Origin of the sequence: Streptomyces sp. NBC_00289 (assembly GCF_041435115.1) — a bacterium.
In the GTDB taxonomy this organism is placed as follows: Bacteria; Actinomycetota; Actinomycetes; order Streptomycetales; family Streptomycetaceae; genus Streptomyces.
The window spans coordinates 4,062,755-4,083,284 of record NZ_CP108046.1 but is presented as its reverse complement, the minus strand read 5'-3'; the positions used below and the strand labels follow the sequence as shown (position 1 = coordinate 4,083,284).

At 70.7% G+C, this 20,530-nt stretch carries 16 protein-coding genes; 6 read left to right on the top strand and 10 right to left on the bottom strand.

Annotation, left to right across the window (positions count from 1 at the left end):
- Positions 1-61: 61 nt before the first annotated feature.
- Genes OG985_RS18480 through OG985_RS18465 form a run of 4 tightly spaced genes read left to right on the top strand, consistent with a single transcriptional unit; the run spans position 62 to position 6,601 of the window.
- Positions 62-1,339 (top strand): glycosyltransferase, encoded by a 1,278-nt coding sequence (locus tag OG985_RS18480; protein WP_371669451.1) that lies wholly within the window; start codon positions 62-64, stop codon positions 1,337-1,339.
- Positions 1,336-2,988, top strand: coding sequence for an ArnT family glycosyltransferase (locus OG985_RS18475; protein ID WP_371669450.1), 1,653 nt, complete (start codon positions 1,336-1,338; stop codon positions 2,986-2,988). The genes OG985_RS18480 and OG985_RS18475 overlap by 4 nt, the downstream gene beginning before the upstream one ends.
- On the top strand, positions 2,985-4,193 hold the full coding sequence (locus OG985_RS18470; RefSeq protein WP_371669449.1) for a glycosyltransferase: 1,209 nt from the start codon (positions 2,985-2,987) through the stop codon (positions 4,191-4,193). The genes OG985_RS18475 and OG985_RS18470 overlap by 4 nt, the downstream gene beginning before the upstream one ends.
- 23 nt (positions 4,194-4,216) lie before the next feature.
- Positions 4,217-6,601: a galactose oxidase-like domain-containing protein gene (locus tag OG985_RS18465; RefSeq protein ID WP_371674418.1), complete on the top strand. Its 2,385-nt coding sequence runs from the start codon at positions 4,217-4,219 to the stop codon at positions 6,599-6,601.
- Here OG985_RS18465 and OG985_RS18460 read toward each other — a convergent pair.
- From OG985_RS18460 to OG985_RS18445, 4 genes are all read right to left on the bottom strand, one after another.
- A complete protein-coding gene (locus OG985_RS18460; RefSeq protein ID WP_371669448.1) occupies positions 6,598-7,329 on the bottom strand; it encodes a Mut7-C RNAse domain-containing protein in 732 nt (243 codons plus the stop codon). The two genes, OG985_RS18465 and OG985_RS18460, sit on opposite strands and share 4 nt — an antisense overlap.
- Before the next feature lie 33 nt (positions 7,330-7,362).
- Positions 7,363-7,992: a TetR/AcrR family transcriptional regulator gene (locus OG985_RS18455; RefSeq protein WP_371669447.1), complete on the bottom strand. Its 630-nt coding sequence runs from the start codon at positions 7,990-7,992 to the stop codon at positions 7,363-7,365.
- Positions 7,993-7,996: 4 nt separating this feature from the next.
- Positions 7,997-9,577 carry an MFS transporter gene (locus OG985_RS18450; RefSeq protein WP_371669446.1) on the bottom strand — a complete coding sequence of 527 codons (1,581 nt, stop codon included), beginning with the start codon at positions 9,575-9,577 and terminating at the stop codon, positions 7,997-7,999.
- Between the two features lie 112 nt (positions 9,578-9,689).
- Positions 9,690-10,403 carry a hemolysin III family protein gene (locus tag OG985_RS18445; RefSeq protein ID WP_371669445.1) on the bottom strand — a complete coding sequence of 238 codons (714 nt, stop codon included), beginning with the start codon at positions 10,401-10,403 and terminating at the stop codon, positions 9,690-9,692.
- A gap of 341 nt (positions 10,404-10,744) precedes the next feature.
- On the opposite strand from OG985_RS18445, the gene OG985_RS18440 reads away from it, so the two are divergent.
- Positions 10,745-12,568, top strand: coding sequence for a phosphoenolpyruvate carboxykinase (GTP) (locus OG985_RS18440; RefSeq protein WP_371669444.1), 1,824 nt, complete (start codon positions 10,745-10,747; stop codon positions 12,566-12,568).
- A gap of 533 nt (positions 12,569-13,101) precedes the next feature.
- Here the strand turns inward: OG985_RS18440 and OG985_RS18435 are convergent.
- The 6 genes from OG985_RS18435 to OG985_RS18410 all read right to left on the bottom strand — a co-directional run bounded on the left by OG985_RS18435 (position 13,102) and on the right by OG985_RS18410 (position 19,547).
- On the bottom strand, positions 13,102-13,704 hold the full coding sequence (locus OG985_RS18435) for a hypothetical protein (protein ID WP_371669443.1): 603 nt from the start codon (positions 13,702-13,704) through the stop codon (positions 13,102-13,104).
- Positions 13,691-15,232 carry a substrate-binding domain-containing protein gene (locus OG985_RS18430; protein ID WP_371669442.1) on the bottom strand — a complete coding sequence of 514 codons (1,542 nt, stop codon included), beginning with the start codon at positions 15,230-15,232 and terminating at the stop codon, positions 13,691-13,693. Before OG985_RS18430 ends, OG985_RS18435 begins: the two co-directional genes overlap by 14 nt.
- Positions 15,229-16,407, bottom strand: coding sequence for a toxic anion resistance protein (locus tag OG985_RS18425; RefSeq protein WP_371669441.1), 1,179 nt, complete (start codon positions 16,405-16,407; stop codon positions 15,229-15,231). Before OG985_RS18425 ends, OG985_RS18430 begins: the two co-directional genes overlap by 4 nt.
- Positions 16,404-17,498 (bottom strand): substrate-binding domain-containing protein, encoded by a 1,095-nt coding sequence (locus OG985_RS18420; protein ID WP_371669440.1) that lies wholly within the window; start codon positions 17,496-17,498, stop codon positions 16,404-16,406. Before OG985_RS18420 ends, OG985_RS18425 begins: the two co-directional genes overlap by 4 nt.
- A 314-nt stretch (positions 17,499-17,812) precedes the next feature.
- Positions 17,813-18,235 (bottom strand): hypothetical protein, encoded by a 423-nt coding sequence (locus OG985_RS18415; RefSeq protein ID WP_371669439.1) that lies wholly within the window; start codon positions 18,233-18,235, stop codon positions 17,813-17,815.
- A gap of 100 nt (positions 18,236-18,335) precedes the next feature.
- Positions 18,336-19,547 carry a pyridoxal phosphate-dependent aminotransferase gene (locus OG985_RS18410; RefSeq protein ID WP_371669438.1) on the bottom strand — a complete coding sequence of 404 codons (1,212 nt, stop codon included), beginning with the start codon at positions 19,545-19,547 and terminating at the stop codon, positions 18,336-18,338.
- Positions 19,548-19,673: 126 nt separating this feature from the next.
- On the opposite strand from OG985_RS18410, the gene OG985_RS18405 reads away from it, so the two are divergent.
- The gene (locus OG985_RS18405; RefSeq protein WP_371669437.1) at positions 19,674-20,411 is read left to right on the top strand and encodes a hypothetical protein; all 738 of its coding nucleotides are present in this window, start codon (positions 19,674-19,676) and stop codon (positions 20,409-20,411) included.
- Positions 20,412-20,530: the final 119 nt, after the last annotated feature.

Genomic DNA, 20,530 nt, shown 5'->3' with positions numbered 1-20,530 from the left:
AGTGACGCGACAGGTGTAACGCACCGTCGCGACAGGGGGCTTTGGGATCTGGGGGGATCTGTTGCTTACGTCCGTCTTCATCGCTGCCGTTTCGCTTGCCTTGTTCTGGATGGCGGCCTTCACCCTGTGGTGGCAGATGCACGCGTGGCGCACGCCCGAAGTGCTCGCCTCCACCCGATTCAGCAGCCCGGACGGGGACGAACACGTCTCCTTCTCGCTGCTTCTTCCGGCACGCCATGAACAGGCCGTGCTGGACCACACCATCCAGCGCCTGCTGGAGTCCACGCACACCGACTTCGAGATCATCGTCATCGTGGGTCACGACGACCCGGAGACGACGGCGGTGGCCGAGCGGGCCGCCGAACGCGACCCGCGGGTCCGTGTCGTCGTCGACACGCACGAGAAGAAGAACAAGCCGAAGGCCATGAACACGGCGCTGCCGCACTGCCGGGGCGATGTGGTCGGGGTCTTCGACGCCGAGGACCAGGTCCATCCGGAGCTGCTGGCCCACGTCGACCACGCGTTCCGCACCACGGGCGCCGACGTCGTTCAGGGCGGGGTCCAGCTGATCAACTTCCACTCGAGCTGGTACAGCCTGCGCAACTGCCTCGAGTACTTCTTCTGGTTCCGCTCCCGGCTTCACCTGCACGCGCAGAAAGGTTTCATTCCGCTCGGCGGAAACACCGTCTTCGTGCGCACCGAGGTGCTGCGGGAGGCCGACGGCTGGGACTCCAACTGCCTGGCCGAGGACTGCGACCTGGGCGTGCGGCTGTCCAGCGTGGGCAAGAAGGTCGTCGTCGCCTACGACTCGGACATGGTGACCCGGGAGGAGACCCCCGGTTCCCTGATGTCGCTGCTCAAGCAGCGCACCCGCTGGAACCAGGGCTTCCTTCAGGTCTACCGCAAGAAGGACTGGAAGCAACTGCCCGGGTTCGGCCAGCGGTTGCTCGCCCGGTACACGCTGATGACACCGTTCCTGCAGGCCTTCTCCGGCGTCATCATCCCGCTCAACTTCGCGGTCGCGCTCTTCCTCGACGTGCCCGTCGGCATCGCGTTCATCACCTTCCTGCCGGCCGTCACAGCGGCCGTCACCTTCGTCTTCGAGCTTGTCGGGCTGCACGACTTCGGCAAGCAGTACGGGCTGCGCGTGAGCTTCGTCCACTACCTCAAGCTCATCGCGGGCGGCCCCTTCTACCAGGTCCTCCTCGCCGGGGCCGCCATCCGCGCCGTCTGGCGTGAGCAGCGCGGCCGCAACGACTGGGAGTTGACCACTCATGTCGGCGCCCACCTGACCGAAGCCGGCGTGTTCCGCGAGTCCCGAGAGGACGTCCCTGCGTGACCTCCACCCTTCCCGCGGTGACCACCGTCAAGGTCACCGCGCAGCGGCAGCCTGCGCCTGACGTCCGTTCGACCAGTCGAACAGGACCGCCGAAGCGGTTGCGCACCTCCCGACCCGACCTCCTGCTGTGCGGGGCGCTCCTCGTGGCGATCCTCGTCGTGCAGGGCTGGAACATCGCCGACTACCCGACCCTCAGCGACGACGAGGGCACCTACCTCGCCCAGGCCTGGGCCGTCCAGCAGGGCAAGGGCCTAGCCCACTACACGTACTGGTACGACCACCCGCCGCTCGGCTGGATCCAGATAGCCGTGCTGACCTGGATACCCTCGCTGTTCAGCCCGGACTCGATGACCGTCGGCTCGATGCGCGTCATGATGCTGGTGGTCAGCGCGGCCAGCGCGGTCCTCGTCTACGTGCTCGGGCGCCGGCTGTCCCTGCCGCGCTGGGCCGCCGGCCTCGGCATGGCGCTCTTCGGCCTGTCGCCGCTGTCGGTGGTGCTCCAGCGCGAGATCTTCCTCGACAACCTCGCGGTGATGTGGACGCTGCTGGCGTTCGCCCTCGCCGCCTCACCCAGCCGCCATCTCTGGCATCACTTCGGCGCGGGCATCGCGGCCGCCACGGCCGTGCTCACCAAGGAGACGATGCTCGTCATCCTGCCCGCCCTGCTGCTGACCATGTGGCGGCACGGGCACCGAGACACCCGGAAGTTCGCGCTCACCGGCGCCATCACGGCCTGCGTGATGATCGGCCTCTCGTATCCCCTGTTCGCCCTCCTCAAGGGCGAGTTGCTGCCCGGCAGCGGCCATGTGTCCCTCTGGGACGGGCTCCAGTACCAGATGACCAGGCCCGGCTCGGGCTTCGTCCTCGACCGGGTCTCCGGTTCCTACGGCGTGCTCCAGTCGTGGCTCTACTACGACCGGGTCCTGATCGTCGGCGGCCTCGCGGGCGCCCTGCTGCTCCTGGCGACCTGGCGCTGGTCGGTCACCGCCCGCGCGCTGGCCGGACCGTCCCTGGCGGTGGCGATCCTCGCGGTGGTCGCGATGCGTCCCAACGGCTACCTGCCCGCGATGTACGTCATCCAGGCGCTGCCCTTCCTCGCGCTCGTCCTCGCCGGAGGAACCGCCTCGGTCGCCCACGGGGTGCTGCGCAGATGGCGGGCCGGGAGCGAGAGCCGGTACGTCACGGGCGGCCGGTACGCACTCGCCGGTGTCCTCGCGCTCGCCGCCGGCGCCTACGTCGTACCGCACTGGTACGACGGTGACCGGACCGCCCTCACCACCGACGCCAACGCCCCCTACCGGGCCGCCTCCCAGTGGCTCGCCACCGAGGTGGACGACCCGGAGGACACCCGGGTTCTCGTCGACGACGCGCTCTGGCTGGACCTGGTGCACGCCGGGTACCGGCCCGGGCTCGGGGTCATCTGGTTCTACAAGGCCGACCTCGACCCCGCGGTGACGAAGACGATGCCGCACGGCTGGAAGGACATCGACTACGTGGTCGCCTCCCCGACGGTGCGGCGCGACGCGGTCGACCTGCCCAACGTCAAGGCGGCCATCAAGCACTCGACGCCCGTCGCCGTCTTCGGCACCGGAGCGGACCGGATCGAGATCCGGCAGATCCAGACCAGCGCCGCGGGAGGCGAACGATGAGCCAGGACTACACCGTTCCGGGACAGCTGAACGATCCGGTCGCCCGGGCGAGCCTGGAAGAGGTGCCCGAGCCGGGCGCCGTCACCATCGTCGTCCCGACCTTCAACGAGTCGGCGAACGTACGGCAGTTGCTGCGCCAGATCACCGAGTCGGTGCCGGCCCGGCTGCCCTGCGAGGTCGTCTTCGTGGACGACTCCACCGACGACACGCCGGAGGTCATCCGTGCGGCGGCGAAGGACTGCCCCTTTCCCGTGACGGTGCTGCACCGCGAGGAGCCGGTGGGCGGACTCGGTGGCGCGGTCGTCGAGGGCATGAAGGCGGCCGGGTCCGACTGGATCGTCGTCATGGACGGCGACTGCCAGCACCCGCCCTCACTGGTGCCGGAGCTGGTGGCCACCGGCGAGCGGGCGAACGCCGGGCTCGTCGTCGCCTCCCGCTACATCAAGGGCGGCAGCCGTGCCGGGCTCGCGGGCAGCTACCGGGTGGCCGTCTCGCGCGGGGCGACCTGGCTGACCAAGTCCCTCTTCCCGCGCAAGCTGCACGGCATCAGCGACCCGATGAGCGGCTTCTTCGCGATCCGCCGCAGCAACATCACCGCCGACGCGCTCAAGCCGCTCGGCTACAAGATCCTCCTCGAACTCGCCGTGCGCAGCCGCCCGCGCCAGGTCACCGAGGTGCCGTTCGTCTTCCAGGACCGGTTCGCGGGGGAGTCCAAGTCGAGTGCGCAGGAAGGCTTCCGCTTCCTGCGCCACCTGGTCGGCCTGCGGACGGCCTCGCCCGTCGCGCGGATGGTGGGCTTCGGGCTGATCGGCGCGACCGGTTTCGTCCCCAACCTGCTCGGCCTGTGGGCCCTCACGCTCGTCGGCCTGCACTACGTGCCCGCCGAGATCCTCGCCAACCAGCTCGGTGTGGCCTGGAACTTCGTGCTCATCGAGCACCTCCTGTTCCGGGACCGCCGCGGGCACCGGCGCTGGTGGGACAGGGTCGGCCGGTTCGCGCTGCTCGCCAACGCCGACCTGGTCCTGCGCATCCCGCTGATCGCCCTGTTCGTGCACCGGTTCGGGATGGGCGCGCTGACCGCCACCGCGCTCGCGCTGGTCACGACGTTCGTCCTGCGCTTCGCCGGGACCGAGGCGCTGGTCTATCTCCCGCGGCGGGGCCGTACCGCCTCCGCCGGGAGCGGCACAGCAAGGAGAGCCGTGTGAACAAGCACCGAAGAAGAACCGCGATGCTGGGGGTGGCCGCGCTGACCGCCGGCCTGCTGCTGGTCTCGCCACAACCCGCCTCGGCCGCCAACCTCGTCAAGAACCCCGGGTTCGAGACCGCGGGCTCGGACCCGATGCCGTACTGCTGGGAGAAGTCCGGCTGGGGCGACAACGACTTCACCTTCACCACCACCTCCGACGCCCACTCCGGCACCAAGGCCATGAAGGTCGCGCTGACCCGCCGGGTCGACGGTGACCGCAAGGCGCTGATCACCGAGTCGACGGAGTGCGCGCCGGTGGTCACGGTGGGCAAGCAGTACGACCTGGGGCTCTGGTACAAGACGTCCACGCCCGACGCGGCCGTCACCCTCTTCCGGCACGACACCACGGCGGGCTGGCAGTACTGGACCGACCTCAAGACCCTGGACATGCAGAGCGGCTGGACCAGGGCGACGGTCCGCACCCCTCCGGTCCCGGCGGGCACCGACCGCATCACCTGGGGCGCGTCCGTGTACGGCACGGGCTCGGCGACCACCGACGACTACACGATGGACCAGGTCCCCGACGTCGTCCCGCCCGCGGCCTGCACGGGCACGGCCGACCAGTGCGCGAACGGCAGGTGGGACGTGCTGCCCACGCAGAACCCGGTCCGCTCGATGCACTCCGTCGTCCTCAACAACGGCAAGGTGCTGCTGATCGCGGGCTCCGGCAACAGTGAGGAGCAGTTCAACGCGGGCACCTTCACCTCGGCGGTGTACGACCCGGTCGCGGGCACGTACAAGGTCATCCCCACGCCGAAGGACATGTTCTGCTCCGGCCACGTCCAGCTCCAGGACGGGCGGGTGCTGGTGATGAGCGGCAACAAGGCGTACCCGATGGCGGGCGGACACGGCTACGAGGGCTTCAAGGACTCGTACGTCTTCGACCCGGTCACCGAGACGTACAGCAAGACCAACGACATGAACGACGGTCACTGGTACCCGTCGGCGACCGAGCTCGGCAACGGTGACGTCATCTCCTTCGGCGGACTGAAGGAGGACTCGACCGGCTCGGTGACCGCCGAGTACTGGTCGGACGCCGAGCAGCAGTGGCAGCCGCTGTGGAAGGTCAACCAGACCTGGTCGTACTGGGGTCTGTACCCGTCGATGATCCTGATGCAGGACGGCCGCCTCTTCTACTCGGGCAGCCATGTCTTCGGCAACAACATCCCCGGCACGGGTTCGGCGATCTACGACTACAACGCCAACACGGTCACGTCCGTGTCCGGCCTGCAGAACAAGGACCAGCGCGACCAGTCGGCGAGCGTCCTGCTGCCCCCGGCGCAGGACCAGAAGGTCCTGACCCTCGGCGGCGGCAACATCGACTCCAACCCGGACGGCAACCGGCTGACGGACGTCATCGACCTGAAGGCCGCGAACCCCGCGTACGTGGCCGGGCCCCCGCTGCCGCAGGGCACGGTCGACCTCGGCGCGGGCAAGGTCGCCGAGACCGGCGCCCAGGGCAAGATGTACGTCTCCGCCGTACTGCTGCCGGACGGCAAGGTGCTGGAGACCGGCGGCGCGCTGCACAACCGGGCCGACCCGGTCTTCGAGTCGTCGCTCTACGACCCGGCGACCAACACCTTCGACCCGGTGACCGCCGATCCCCAGGCCCGCGGCTACCACTCGTCCTCGTTCCTGCTGCCCGACGGCCGCGTGATGTCGACCGGCGACAACCCGGGCAACGGCACCTGGAACCACAACGTGTCGATCTACACCCCGCCCTACCTGCTCAAGGGCACGCGTCCGACGATCACCTCGGTGATCGACACCGAGTGGAACTACGGCGACACCCAGCGGATCACGGTCGACCGCCCCGTCGCCAAGGCCGAGTTGATCCGACCGGCCGCCGTCACGCACTCCTCGGACCCCAACCAGCGGTTCGTGGACCTGCCCCTGTCGGTGACCGGCAACAACGTCGACCTGAACGTGACGAGCAACCCCAACATGGCGCCGCCCGGCTGGTACATGCTCTTCGCGGTCGATGCCAACGGGGTCCCGTCGGTGGCGAAGTGGGTGCACCTCCAGGGTCCGGCGGCGCTGAGCGCCACCGACGCCTCCGCGCATGTCCACTCCTTCGCGGACTCCCTCCAGGGGACCGTGCAGAAGCCCGGCAAGAAGCGCGCCTCGCAGAAGGTCAGCACCACGATCTCCGGCTGCGACCGGCACTACGGCTCGATCAACGTCTGCGTGCCCACGGCCTTCCCGGCCACGGTCAGGAAGACGACGGCCGCGCGGTGTGCCTGGCTGAAGGCGAACGACTACGGCCGCCTGAAGATCAACGGCGGGGACGACCCGCTGGGCCTGGACCGCGACAAGGACGGCGTCGCCTGCGGAAAGGGTGACGTGAAGAAGGTCAGGAAGAGCTAGCGGTCACCCGCGAACTCCTGAAGGGCGCGCTCCACGATGGCCACCAGCTGCTCGTGGTGCGCGCCCTTCCAGTACGCCCGCCCGCACTGCCGGCACTGCGCGAAGACGTCGTACGACCGCTGCGTCCCGCCGTGCAACTGGTCGGCCACCTCCTCCAGGGTGGCCTCCTTCAGCAGGCCGTTGCAGGCGGTGCACCTGGTCCAGGGCCGCAGCTCGGGCCGGAACCGCTCCAGAACGTCGCGGAGTTGCTCCTCGGGGCTGGTGCTGTAGACGAAGGCTCCCGCCCACAGTTCACGGCGGCGCAGCAGACCCCGGTCGCGGCTGAGCATGACCCGTTTCTCCGCGGCCGAGCGGGCGGCGAGGGCGGGGTCGCCGATGTCCGTGGACTCGTAGGCGGTGTCCACGCCGAGCAGGCGCAGCCGGCGGGCGAGGGTGCCGAGATGGACGTCGAGCAGGAAGCGCAGCGGGGCGCCGGGCACCTGCTGGGGCCGCCGGACCGCCCCCACCTCGACCGATTCGCCGGTCGCCGGGACGTGCGAGGTGGGCACCTCGCGGCCGTCCACGAGAAGGGTCCCGACCTCGGTCAGCGGAACGCCGGTCGACTCGACGACGTGGCCGAGGGACGAGACACCGTCGGTGGTGAGCGCGCTGGTGCCCGCGCGCCGTTCGTGCGGGAGGAACACGGCCAGTTCGGGGGCGTACGCGACGTGAATCTCCGGTGCGGTCACCGGCTCAGGATGCCACGGGAGCGAGGCGGCGGCTCAGCCGTTTTCCCTGAGCAGGCCGTGTTGCAGGACCTCCAGGGTGCGGTCGACGAGGGCGCTGAAGTCGTCCCGGTGGCCGTTGGCGGCCCAATAGAGAGAGGTCTCCATCAGGCCGCCTATGAGGGACATGGCGTAGACCCGTACCTCCAGGCTGTCCGGGTCCCGGCCGGTGCGCTCGCCTATGGCGGTGCAGAGCATGTGGCCGCTGACCGACATGCTCTCCATCATGCGCGACCGCACCGCGGGGACCTCGACCATCAGCCGGGTGCGCAGCCGCGCCACCTCCGCGTCCTCCTCGACCCCCGTGCGGATGGCCTCCCGCATCACGTGACGGATGGAGTCCGGCCACGGTTCACCCGCGGGCCGGGCCCGCAGTTCGTCCAGCAGGATCGGGTCGTACTCGTCCGTGAGGACGATGTCCTCCTTGGTGGGGAAGTAGCGGAAGACGGTCGACGGCGACACCTCGGCGCGGTCGGCGATCTGCTCGATCGTCGTGGCCTCGTACCCCTGCTCCCTGACCAGTTGGTACGTCGCGGTGCGGATCGCCTCGCGGGTCTTGATCTTCTTCCGCTCACGCAGGCCCAGCTGGGGGCGGTCGGCGGGGGCGGTGGTGCGTGGAGCCGTCATGGGCTCATTGTCGGGCATCGGCGTGCGGGGCGGCCATGGCCGGGTCCTTGGCCGGGGTCTCGGCCCGGGCGGTGCGCCGGGCCGCCGGACTGCCCGGCAGCAAGGCGGCGGCCAGCAGCGCGGCGGCCAGTGCCGCCACCCCGCACACCAGCAGCGCCAGACCCATGCCGTGGACGTACGCGCTGTTCGCGGCGGTCGCCAGCTGCGCCGAGCCCGCCTTCTCGGCGACGAGATGGGCGGCGACCACGGACTCCCCGGCGGTGTGGGCCGCCTCGGCGGGAAGACCGGTGACGTCGAGCCGGTCGCGGTAGGCGCTCGCGAGCAGGCTGCCGAGCAGCGCGATGCCGATCGCGCCGCCGACCTGGCGCAGGGTCATCAGCAGTCCCGAGCCGCTGCCGGCGCGGTCGGTGGGCAGGGTGCCGAGGGCGCCGGCCATCGCGGGGACGACGGCGAAACCGAAGCCGACGCCGGCGACCGACAGCCACAGCGCGGTGAAGCCGTACCCCGAGTCGACCGTCGTACGGCTGCCGAGCAGCGCGGCGAAGGCGAGGGCCACCAGACCGGCGCTCACCACCGCCCGGGCCCCGAACCGGTTGACGACCGGCTGTGCCGCCCTCGCCGCGACGATCAGGCCGCCCATCATGGGCAGCAGCCGGACCCCGGTGCCGAGGGCGTCGTTGCCGAGGACGGCCTGGAGGTACGGCGGCAGGACGAACATCAGGCCGGACAGGACGAACATCACCAGGGTCGCCGCGAGCGTGTTGAACAGGAAGCCGCGGCGGGCGAGGAGCGCCATGTCGAGCATGGGGCGGACGGCCCGGCGCTCCCGCCGCACCAGCGCGGCGATCAGGACCGCGGCCGCGCCGAACATGCCGAGGACCAGCGGGTCGGTCCAGCCGCGGCCTGGTGCTTCGATGATCGCGTAGATGAGGGCGCCGAGCCCGGTCGCGGTGAGTGCGGTGGAGACGGCGTCGACCCTGGGGGAGGCCGGGTCGCTGGTCTCGGGCAGCAGGAAGACGCAGGCGGCGATGCCGATCGCGGCCATCGGGATGTTGATCAGGAAGACCGAGCCCCACCAGAAGTGGTTGAGCAGCCAGCCTCCGACGATCGGGCCGAGCGGCAGGCCGAGCGTGGAGCCGGCGGACACGATACCGACGGCCTTGGTGCGCTCCTCGGGTGCGAAGAGCGAGGGCAGCACGGACAGCGCCAGCGGCGTGACGAGGGCCGCGCCGACGCCCATCACCGCGCGCGCCGCGACGACCCAGTTCACGTCGCCGGCCAGGGAGCCCAGCACCGAGCCCGCGAGGAAGATCGCGAGCCCGGTGATCAGCATGGCGCGCCGCCCGAACCGGTCGCCGAGCAGTCCGGCCGGGAGCATCAGGGCCGCGAAGACGACGACGTACGCGTCGGCCATCCACTGCTGTTCGCCGGTGCTCGCGCCGAGCTGCTCCGCCATCGTCGGCAGCGCCACGTTGAGGATCGTCATGTCGAAGCCGAGCACCAGCATGCTCGCGACCAGGGCCCCGAGGGCCCACCAACGGCGTGGTTCGGGACGCACGCCTTCGCCTTGAGTGACAGTAGCCATGAAATGAGAGTAGCTCTCAAAATCAAGTCACTGTCAATGGGCAGTACCTCCGAGCACAGAAAAATGGCCACGGCTCGAAAGCCGTGGCCGTACGGAGGGATCGTCGCGGGTGTCAGGTGCGCTGGTAGGCCACCAGGGAGATTCCGACGTAGTGCACGACGAACGCGGCGACGGTGAGGGAGTGGAACACCTCGTGGAAGCCGAACCACCGCGGGGACGGGTTGGGTCGCTTGAGCCCGTAGATGACGCCGCCGGCGCTGTAGAGCAGCCCGCCCACGATCACCAGGACCAGCACGGCGATGCCGCCCGTGCGCATGAAGTCCGGCAGGAAGAAGACGGCCGCCCAGCCCATGGCGATGTAGCAGGGCGTGTAGAGCCAGCGCGGGGCGCCGACCCAGAAGACGCGGAAGGCGATGCCCGCGAGGGCCGCGGCCCACACGCTCCACAGCAGCCACTGCCCTTTGGCGCCCGGCAACAGGAGCATCGTGAGCGGGGTGTAGGTGCCCGCGATGATCAGGAAGATGTTGGCGTGATCGAGTCTGCGCAGGACGCCGTCCATGCGCGGACTCCAGTCGCCCCGGTGGTACAGGGCGCTGATGCCGAACAGCAGGCAGGCGGTCAGGGCGTAGATTCCGCAGGCGACCCGGGCGCGGGGTGTGCCGGCGAGGGCGGTCAGTACCAGGCCCGCGACGAGGGCGGCCGGGAACATGCCGAGATGCAGCCAGCCGCGGAGCTTGGGTTTGACCGGGTGCGGCAGGGAGAGCGCGACGGGGCCGCGGCCGGTGACCGGCGGGTCCAGGGGCGCGTCGGGGACGGGCGCAGTCATGCGGACCATCGTACCTACGCAACCGTAGGTTACGGATGAGCGAGGCCCGAGAAGTGGCGAAGAGTGGCCATCGTCTCACGGCAGTTGGCGCGCGGCACCTTGTGCAAAAGAACCTTCAGCCGAACTCAACGTGTACGCAAAGACACGTCTGGAAACACCGTGGGGCGTGGCGATCCTCACGTCGCTCACCTGTGAGGCCCCCTGGACATATGGGCACTCGCGTCGCATGATCATATGAGTGCGGTCGGCACCGGATGAGCGCCAAGGTTTCCTCGAGAAGCATCCGGGCCGCAGCCCCCACGGGGCCTCCAACACAAAAAACCCCTCATTTAGGAGCAATCGTGGCGCGCGACATCGCGGCTCCCTCCACCGTTCCCACCCAGCACAAGGACCTGATCTCGTGGGTGAACGAGATCGCCGAACTGACGCAGCCGGACAGCGTGGTCTGGTGTGACGGATCCGAGGCGGAATACGAGCGACTCAGCGAGGAGCTCGTCCGCAAGGGCACCTTCAGGAAGCTCGACCCGATCAAGCGCCCCAACTCCTACTACGCCGCCTCCGACCCGACCGATGTCGCGCGGGTCGAGGACCGGACGTTCATCTGCTCCGAGAAGGAGGAGGACGCCGGCCCCACCAACCACTGGAAGGCCCCCGCCGAGATGCGGGAGATCTTCACCGGTGACCAGGGCGTCTTCCGCGGCTCGATGCGCGGCCGGACGATGTACGTCGTCCCGTTCTGCATGGGCCCGCTCGGCTCGGACCTCTCCGCGATCGGCGTCGAGATCACCGACTCCGCCTACGTCGCCGTGTCCATGCGCACCATGACCCGCATGGGACAGCCCGTCCTGGACGAACTCGGCGACGACGGCTTCTTCGTGCGTGCTGTGCACACGCTCGGAGCGCCGCTGGCCGAGGGCGAGGAGGACGTGCCGTGGCCGTGCAACTCCACGAAGTACATCTCCCACTTCCCGGAGTCGCGCGAGATCTGGTCCTACGGCTCCGGCTACGGCGGCAACGCCCTGCTCGGCAAGAAGTGCTACGCCCTGCGCATCGCGTCCGTCATGGCGCGGGACGAGGGCTGGCTCGCCGAGCACATGCTCATCCTCAAACTGACCCCGCCGCAGGGCGAGTCCAAGTACGTCGCCGCCGCCTTCCCGAGCGCCTGCGGCAAGACCAACCTCGCCATGCTGGAGCCCACCGTCTCCGGCTGGACGGTCGAGACGATCGGCGACGACATCGCCTGGATGCGGTTCGACGAGGACGGTCAGCTGTACGCGATCAACCCCGAGGCCGGCTTCTTCGGCGTCGCGCCGGGCACCGGTGAGCACACCAACGCCAACGCGATGAAGACGCTCTGGGGCAACTCCGTCTTCACCAACGTCGCGCTGACCGACGACAACGACATCTGGTGGGAGGGCATGACGGAGGAGACCCCGGCCCACCTGACGGACTGGAAGGGCAACGACTGGACGCCGGAGTCGGGAACCCCCGCCGCCCACCCGAACGCCCGCTTCACCACTCCCGCCGCCCAGTGCCCGATCATCGCGCCCGAGTGGGAGGACCCGAAGGGCGTGCCCATCTCGGCGATCCTCTTCGGCGGCCGCCGCGCCAGCGCGGTCCCGCTGGTGACGGAGTCCTTCGACTGGAACCACGGAGTCTTCCTCGGCGCCAACGTGGCCTCGGAGAAGACCGCCGCCGCCGAGGGCAAGGTCGGCGAGCTGCGCCGCGACCCCTTCGCCATGCTGCCGTTCTGCGGCTACAACATGGGCGACTACATGGGGCACTGGGTCGACGTCGCCAAGGACAAGGACCCGGCGAAGCTCCCGAAGATCTACTACGTCAACTGGTTCCGCAAGAGCGACGAGGGCAAGTTCGTCTGGCCCGGGTTCGGCGAGAACAGCCGCGTCCTGAAGTGGATCGTCGAACGCCTCGAAGGAAAGGCCGAGGGCGTCGAGACCCCCATCGGCATCCTGCCGACCAAGGAGGCCCTGGACACCAAGGGCCTGGATCTGGCCGAGTCGGACCTCGAGTTCCTCCTCACCGTGGACAAGGAGGTCTGGCGCGAGGAGGCCGCCCTGGTCCCCGAGCACCTCAACACCTTCGGTGACCACACCCCCAAGGAGCTGTGGGACCAGTACCGCGCGCTCGTGGAGCGCCTGGGCTGAGCCCTCCTCCCGTCAAGACTCCGCGGCCGGTCGCCGAGTGCGCCCTGACCAGCATCATCGTCACGGCCGGCCGCGGTGGCCACACCCCTGTACCGGCGAGGCTCCGTACAACGGCGTGCGGGGTCCCGGGCCCGCCGTCACCTGTGTCTCCGCCCCGAGACGCGAGGTGACGGCGGGCCCTCGCCTGTGAGACCCACGCTCAACGGAAGCGGTTCGCCGCGGCACTCGCTCAACGGGAGCGGTTCGCCGCGGCGCGCGCTGGCCGGGGGCGGTCCGCCGTGGCGCGCGCTGGCCGGGGGCGGTCCGTCGTGGCATGCGCTGGCCGGGGGCGGTCCGCCGTGGCACGCGCTCACCGGCAGCGGTCCGCCGTGGCACGCGTCGCCCGAAGCGGCCCGCCGCGGCACGCGCTGGCCGGGGGCGGGTCGGCCGTGGCACGCGCTCACCGGCAGCGGTCCGCCGTGGCGCGCATTCGCCCGAAGCAGCCCGCCGCGGCACCGCTCACCCGCTCACCCCGGAGCGTCCCCCTGCATCGCTCACTTCGAGCGGTCCTCCAGATATCGCGTGTGCGACTCCTGTCGTCGGGCCTCCGTCTCGCGAAGGTCGGCGGCCAGCCGTTTCGCGTCCGCGTGCAGCAGGCCGAGCTGGCGTTCCAGATGCCGTTCCGGCGGCTCCTGGCCCGGCGTGAGCCGTGACCACCACCGGGTGCGTACGAAGGTGTCGACCGCCTCCGGAACGTCCTGCCGGACGGTCCGGGCGAGGGTGTGCACGCCGTCGGGGTCCTGGGCCAGCACCTCCGCGACCCAGCCGGGGTCGAGCAACGCGGTCAGCAGCCCGGTCAGTTCGGTGAGCCGGCCGGCGGCGGCGGGCGGCAGCTCCACGTCCGCCAGATAGACGCCCAGCTTCTCGAAGTCGTCCCGCACCGCCTCCAGCTGGGCCGACGCGTCGGGGAAGGCGGGCAGTGGCGGCCGCTCCGGCGGGGCGACCAGCGCGCCCGCGCCGTACAGGCCGGCGACGACGACGGGCCAGTACGGGCCCGCCGCGCCCGTGAACGTCAGCACCAGACCGGCCAGCCCGCACACGCCCCCGGCGATGTTCTTGCGGGACTCCAGGTACGCGAGCGCCCTACTGGTAGCCACGGATCTCCTCGAAGGCGCCGTCGAGCGAGCCCTTCCGGGCGTCGAAGAGGCGGCCGCCGGTCAGCTCGGCGATGTGCTCCAGTTCCGTACGGTCGGAGTCGCCGAAGAGGATGGGGAACACCGGGATCTCCCGCTGCCGCGCGCTCAGTCCGCGGTAGAAGCTGTCGAAGTCCGCCGCCCTCGCGCCCGCCGTGTTCTCGCCGTCCGTCATCAGCACGATCGACGTGAACGTGTCGCGGCCGGCGCCGAGATGGTCGTAGGCCTTCTCCAGCGAGGTGTAGATCGCGGTGTCGCCGTCGGCGGTGAGGGCCCGGGTGTCCGCGCGGACCGCGTCCAGCCCCCGCTGCGGGTCGGACGGCTCGACGACATGCGTCCGCACGCTCTTCACCTCCGATCCGAACGGCATCAGCGTCACCTCCTCCCGCTCGCGGAAGTCGCCGGTGAGCCCGGTGAGCGCGCTCTTGAGCCGGGCCAGCCGGTCGCCCTCCATCGAGCCGGAGGTGTCGAGCACGTAGACGGTGCGGGACGGGCGGCGCAGCTCGTTCTCGTACGAATCGAGCAGGCCGTCGGCGACGGAACGCCTGCCCGGGAAGGGCAGTTCACGCCGCCGGCCGGTGTCGAGGCCGGACGCCGGCGGCACGGAGGCGACGACCGGACGGCGGTGCGTGCGGGTGGTGATCAGCCGCTGGACGGCGTCCGTGCGCAGGGCGTCGGTGAGGCGGCGGACGTCCGCGCGGGTGGTCGTGTCGGTCGAGGCGAGGGAGGACAGCGGGTAGTCCGCGGTGACGACACCGTCGCGGGGGCGGATCACGGTGAGCCCCGGGATGCCCTTGAGCACGGACTCGTAGTTGAGCAGCGCGTCGACGTTCCCGCGCCGCTCGTACGCGGTGGCCAGCCAGCCCGAGGACCCCGAGGTCAGCTTCTGCCCCGCGAAGAACTCCTTCAGCCGGGGCCTGGCCCTGGCGACGTCCGCGTCCGTGAGCGCGGACTGGGCGCCGGAGAGGGCCGAAGCGACCGAGACGAGCGTGGAGAAACCGGAGTTGGAGCGGGCGGGGTCGGTCATGCCGTAGGTGAGCCTGCCGTCCTGGACCGCCCGCTCGACCTGCGACCAGGTGACCTGCTCCGGTTTCCAGCCGAGGGCCCGCACGGTGGCCCGCCGGACACCGATGGCGACCGGGCTCGACATGACGGGCGTCTCCGACACCACCTCCCGCGCCGCGTCGGGACGCAGCCGGAGATAGTCGTTCGACGACAGCCACACGGCGTCGTACCGCCCGTCGGCCTTGCCCTCGGCCAGCAGTTCCACGGCGTCCAGGGTGCCCATATAGGTGGGGCGGACCGTGATGCCGGTGTCCTTCCGGACCCGGTCGAGGACCGGCGTCATGTCGCTGAGCTCGCTGGAGGCGAGGACGCGCAGGGTGCCGGGCTCCGGAGCGCCGGCCTTGTCCGAGGAATCCGGCCCGTGCGTCGCCGTGCAGGCGCTCAGCAGGGCGGCGACCGCGGCCAGAACGGCCAGTCGGCGTCTCACGCGAGCCCCCCTTCGAGCGCGCCCTGCGACCGGCTGCGCTCCAGGTACGTGCTCGCGTGCCGGAGTTCGGACGTCAGGGACTCCACGGTCACCGCCATCGCCTCCGTCGCCTGGACCTTGTAGGTGTCGATGGCGTCGAGGGTGCGGTAGATCTGCTGGAAGGCGCTCCGCAGGGTCTCGGCCCCGATGGCCGGGTCGGCGGCGATGCGCTGGATCTCGCCGCTCTGCGTGGCGAGCATCTCCGCGTTGCCGCGGATGAGGTCCTCGGTCGTCCCGCGCAGGGCGTTGACCTGGTCGACGACCTTGCGCTGGTTGTCCAGCGCGGAGGCCAGCATCACGGAGACGCGCAGGGCCGACACCGTGGTCGTGGCGGCCCGGTCGACGCCCTTGATCAGCTCGTCGTTGTTACGGCGTACGACGTCCATGGCCAGGTAGCCCTGGGCGCACACCGCGAGCTGGGTGAGCAGGTCCTGGTGCTTCTGCCGGACGGGGAAGAGGACGTCCGCGCGCAGGGTGTCGGCCTGCGCCGGGTCGGCCGCCCCGACGCCGGTGAGGTGCTGCTCGACGGCCGTGTCCAGGGCCTCGGTCAGCACGACGTACTCCTGGAGCTTGCCCATGGTCTCCCACAGGTGGACCCGTTCGGTCTGCAGGGCGGCGTTGTCCCGGCGCAGTTCGTCCTGCCCGCCGCGCAGCGAGCCCACGATCGTGTTGAGCGTTCCCTGCGAGGAGGCGTACCTGGCGACGTGATCGCGCAGCTTGTTGCCGCCGGGCAGCCGGGAGAGGAACCGGCGGCCCCTGGCGGCCGGGAGGTCACGCGGGTCCAGGTCCTCGACCACCCGCCGCAGCTCGACGAGCGAGCCCGCGACCTGCGCCTGGGCGTCGCCGCCCGTGGCCGGCAGACTGCGTACGGCCCGCTCCAGCATGCGGTTGGACTGCGCGGTGGCGGTGCGCAGCTCGCCGGCGCCCAGGCCGGTGATCTCCCCGACCTTCCCGGCGAACTCGGGGGAGCGGGCGTCGAGGGCGGCGAGCGAGTTCACGTACGCGGCGGCCTTGTCCGCCATGTCACGCCGGACGCCGTCGGCGACGGGGACGAGCCCGCCGGCCTTCTCCCGGGGCACGGGCGTGACCGCCTCGGGCGGGGTGAGGGTGAAGTCGTCGTTGTCGGTGCTGCTCATGCGGTGTTTCCCCCTTGTCCGCGCGCCCGTCGCGCCAGCTCGTGCAGCACCTTGGAGGTGGGCACGGGCGCCTGGCGGACGCCGGTCAGTTCCTGCTTGAGATAGCCGGTCCGGCTCGCGTTGGCCGCGGCGAACTCGGCGACGTCGTCCTGCGGCCGGAAGCCGTGCCGGACCGCCAGCTCGCGCAACGCCGGGTCCGTGCCGAGGAGTTCGGCCAGTGCGCGGCCGTTGTCGGTGAGCGGGACGACGGTGTGGTCGCTGTTGACCGTGGTGTCCGGGTAGAGGACCACCAGGTCGCCGGGGTTGTGCTGCTCCCGGAGCAGGGTGGTCACCTGCGACTCGTAGACGAGGACGAGCGGGTTGCCGGCGCCGCTGACGAAGTCCCGGAAGGCCGCGTCCGTGCTGGACTGCTGGGCCCCCTGGACGCTGACCAGCTTGCGCATCAGGGGCGCGGCGCGGTCGACGTCGGCCTCGCTCGCGACCACCCGGCCGGCGCCCGCCACGTAGGAGGCGGCGGCGAGGTAGAGGGCACCGGAGTTGGAGGTCTCCGGGTCGGTGCTGGAGATGTAGAGGGTGCCGGTCAACTCCCCGTACTTTTCTGCCCCCTTGAGCTGCTGCCAGGTCCGGTCGTGGCGGGCCGCGTCGAGGTGGGCGGACATCCTGAGCGTGCCGCGGTGGGCGGCGTCGAGCGTGGCCAGGCCGTTGCCCGCGAGCACTTCGGCGGCCCCGCGCCGGGCGACGACGACGAGCGGCGAGTAGAAGGGGCGGGGCAGGGCGCCTCGGACCTTGTACCGCGCGGCGAGTTCGGCGGCGGGCGCCTGGCTCGACGGGAAGGCGAGGTCGTATCCCTCGAGGTCCAGCCCCTCCATGGCCCAGGACCCGGAGGTCTCGGCCTTGACGGTGTAGCCCTTGGCGGCGAGGGCCTTCACCACGTCGGGGTCGGCGAAGAAATCCGCCTTCTCCGATCCGATCACCATGTGCACGGTCTTCGTTGCCGTGCCCTTGTCCTCGTTGCTGCGGCCCGCGACGACGGCGGCCACCACGCCACCGACCAGCAGTACCGCGAGGACGATTCCTGCGATTCGTCTCACGTCGGGAGCGTGCTCGCGGAACCTCACGTTCCTGGGTGGCTCGGGTGAACGGGGGGTGAAGGGGGCGACCCGGTATGCAACGGGAATGCGGGGTTCCCCATGGGGCGGTGGTTCGTCGCGGCCCGTTTCCACGGCGCCGGTCAGCGTGTCCTGATCCACGGCTCCGCGCGGCTTCATGCCGCCGGTCAGCGTGTCTTCACGCCACCGGTCCGTGCGGCTGCACGGCGCCGACCCGCGTGTCTTCGTGGCGCCCGGTCCGCGCGTCGCTGCGGGTGCACGCGGACCGGGGCCGTCGAGGGGAGCCTCTTATGGGCTCAGTGGGACGCGACCTCGCGCGGCTCCAGGGCCGCCGTGTGCGCGTCCATCATTTCGGCGGCCAGGATCGCGGCCGCCGTGTCCGCCCGGGAGGCCGCGACGACCAGCGCGCGGCCCGCGAGCGTGTGCGCCCGCCGGTGCAGGGCGGCCAGGTGCGGCAGCGGAGCGATGGCGTTCACCGAGGCACGGGCCGGCGTGCGGCCCTTGCGCAGCCGGGTGACCTGGGCGGCGAGTCGCTCGGCCGCGGTGTCCAGCTCGGCCGAGGGGGCCAGGGCGCGCAGCTCGTCCGTGACGGCGAGCAGGGCCGCGAGATGACCGGCGAGCTGGATGTCCAGCTCTTCCTCACGGGTGCGGTGCGGGAAGTCGGAGGTGGGGCCGGCCATCGTGCTGTGGACCGACTTGGCGCGGATCGGCTCGTACATGGGATGGCCTCCTGTGCTGTCAGGAAGCCATCCTAGCTTAGATTTCGTCTAAAGTTGAGTTGTTCGCAATTCGGGACCGAGTGCACACGCGGCGTGAGCGTCAGGGCTGGGCGTAGCCGTCCAGGAAGTTCCCGATCCGGGTCACCGCGTCCCGCAGGTCCCCGACCGTCGGCAGGGTCACCACCCGGAAGTGGTCGGGTTCCGGCCAGTTGAAGCCGGTGCCCTGGACCACCATGATCTTCTCCTGCCGCAGCAGGTCAAGGACCATCCGGCGGTCGTCCTTGACCTTGAAGACCTGGGGGTCCAGGCGCGGGAAGAGGTACAGCGCCCCCTTCGGCTTCACGCAGGTCACCCCGGGGATCTGGGTCAGCAGTTCGTGTGCCACGTCCCGCTGCTCCCGCAGCCGTCCGCCCGGCAGGACCAGGTCCTGGATGGTCTGCCGGCCGCTCAGCGCGGCGACGACCCCGTGCTGTCCCGGCATGTTCGCGCACAGGCGCATGTTCGCCAGGATCGTCAGACCCTCGATGTAGGAGTCGGCGTGCGCGCGCGGTCCGGAGATCGCCATCCAGCCCACCCGGTAGCCGGCCACCCGGTACGCCTTCGACATGCCGTTGAAGGTGAGGGTGAGCAGGTCCGGGGCGACCTTGGCGGTCGGGGTGTGCGTGGCGTCGTCGTACAGGATCTTGTCGTAGATCTCGTCCGAGCAGACCAGCAGGTTGTGCCGGCGCGCGATGTCGGTCAGACCCCGGAGCATCGCCTCGTCGTACACCGCGCCCGTCGGGTTGTTGGGGTTGATGATGACGATCGCCTTGGTGCGGTCGGTGACCTTCCGCTCGACGTCGGCGAGGTCGGGCATCCAGTCGGACTGCTCGTCGCAGCGGTAGTGGACGGCCGTACCGCCGGACAGGGACACGGCGGCGGTCCACAGCGGGTAGTCGGGCGCCGGTACGAGGACCTCGTCGCCGTCGTCCAGCAGGCCCTGCATCGCCATCACGATCAGCTCAGAGACGCCGTTGCCGACGAAGACGTGCTCGACGTCCGTCTCGATGCCGAGGGTCTGGTTGTGCATCACCACGGCCCGGCGTGCCGCCAGCAGGCCCTTCGCGTCGCCGTAGCCGTGCGCCGACGACACGTTGCGGAGGATGTCCTCCAGGATCTCGGGCGGGCACTCGAAGCCGAACGCCGCCGGGTTGCCGGTGTTCAGCTTGAGGATCCGATGCCCGGCCGCCTCGAGCCGCATCGCCTCCTCGAGCACCGGGCCCCGGATCTCGTAACAGACGTTGGCGAGCTTGGTCGACTGGATCACCTGCATGTCTGGGAGCTTACGGCCCGGTTACGCCCCTTGGGTCGTGTCTTCCGCCACGTGAGACGCGGCCTTTTGGGTGGTTATCGCCGACGACTGTCCCTGGGGCCCCTCCCGTCTCTAGAATGCGCGGCCATGTCCAGGCCACATCACGAAGACGAGGCGTACGGCGCCGCCGGTGCGACCGGCGCCCACGGCATGGGCGCGGGCGGCGAGTCGCACGAGGTGCCGAAGGTGTACCACCCGCGGGTCGAGGTGACGCCCCGGTACGAGGCGTACGTCGACCCGGCCGCCGCGCACGGCTGGCAGAACGCCTATGACGAGACGGCCGAGCTGCCGCCGGTGGCCGAGGACGGGCCGGTGGCGGTCGGCGGGCCGGCGGGCGGGGCCGAGCCCGTGTCGCACCCTGGCGTCGGCCATGGGGGGCGGCGGTCGCGGCGGAAGCCGAGCCGGTGGCGGTCGCGCCGCCTGGTGGTCGCCGCCGGGGCGGCCGGAGCGGTGTCCGCGGCGGCGCTGATCGCCGGGTTCTCGCTCTCGGGGTCCTCCCCGGACGGACGGCAGGGCACGGAGGGCACGAAGTCGGCCCCGGACGAGTCCAGCCGTCCGGCGGACCCGTCCTCCTCGGACGGCTCGGCGTCTCCCGGTTCCGCGGACACCGCGGGGCCGGACGGTACGGCGTCCGCCGGGGCGGCTGCCTCGAAGGGTGCCTCGCCGGACGCCTCGCCGGACGAGGAGCAGGACGTCGAGCCCTCGGCCTCCTCGTCCCCGGATCCGGCCACCACCCCCACGGCCACCGCCTCCTCGGCCGGCTCGGCTCCGGGCAACTCCGACGGCAAGGGGCACGGAGCGGGTAACACGAAAAGGCCCAAGTAGCCGTCAGGTCGGGGTGGTGTTTTCGGCCCCGTCGCCAGGCCGAAAACCCCTCCTTGTCCCCACGCACCCCTCCATTGACAATGCGCATGACAAAAATTGCGGGTGGCCGGAAGATCTCC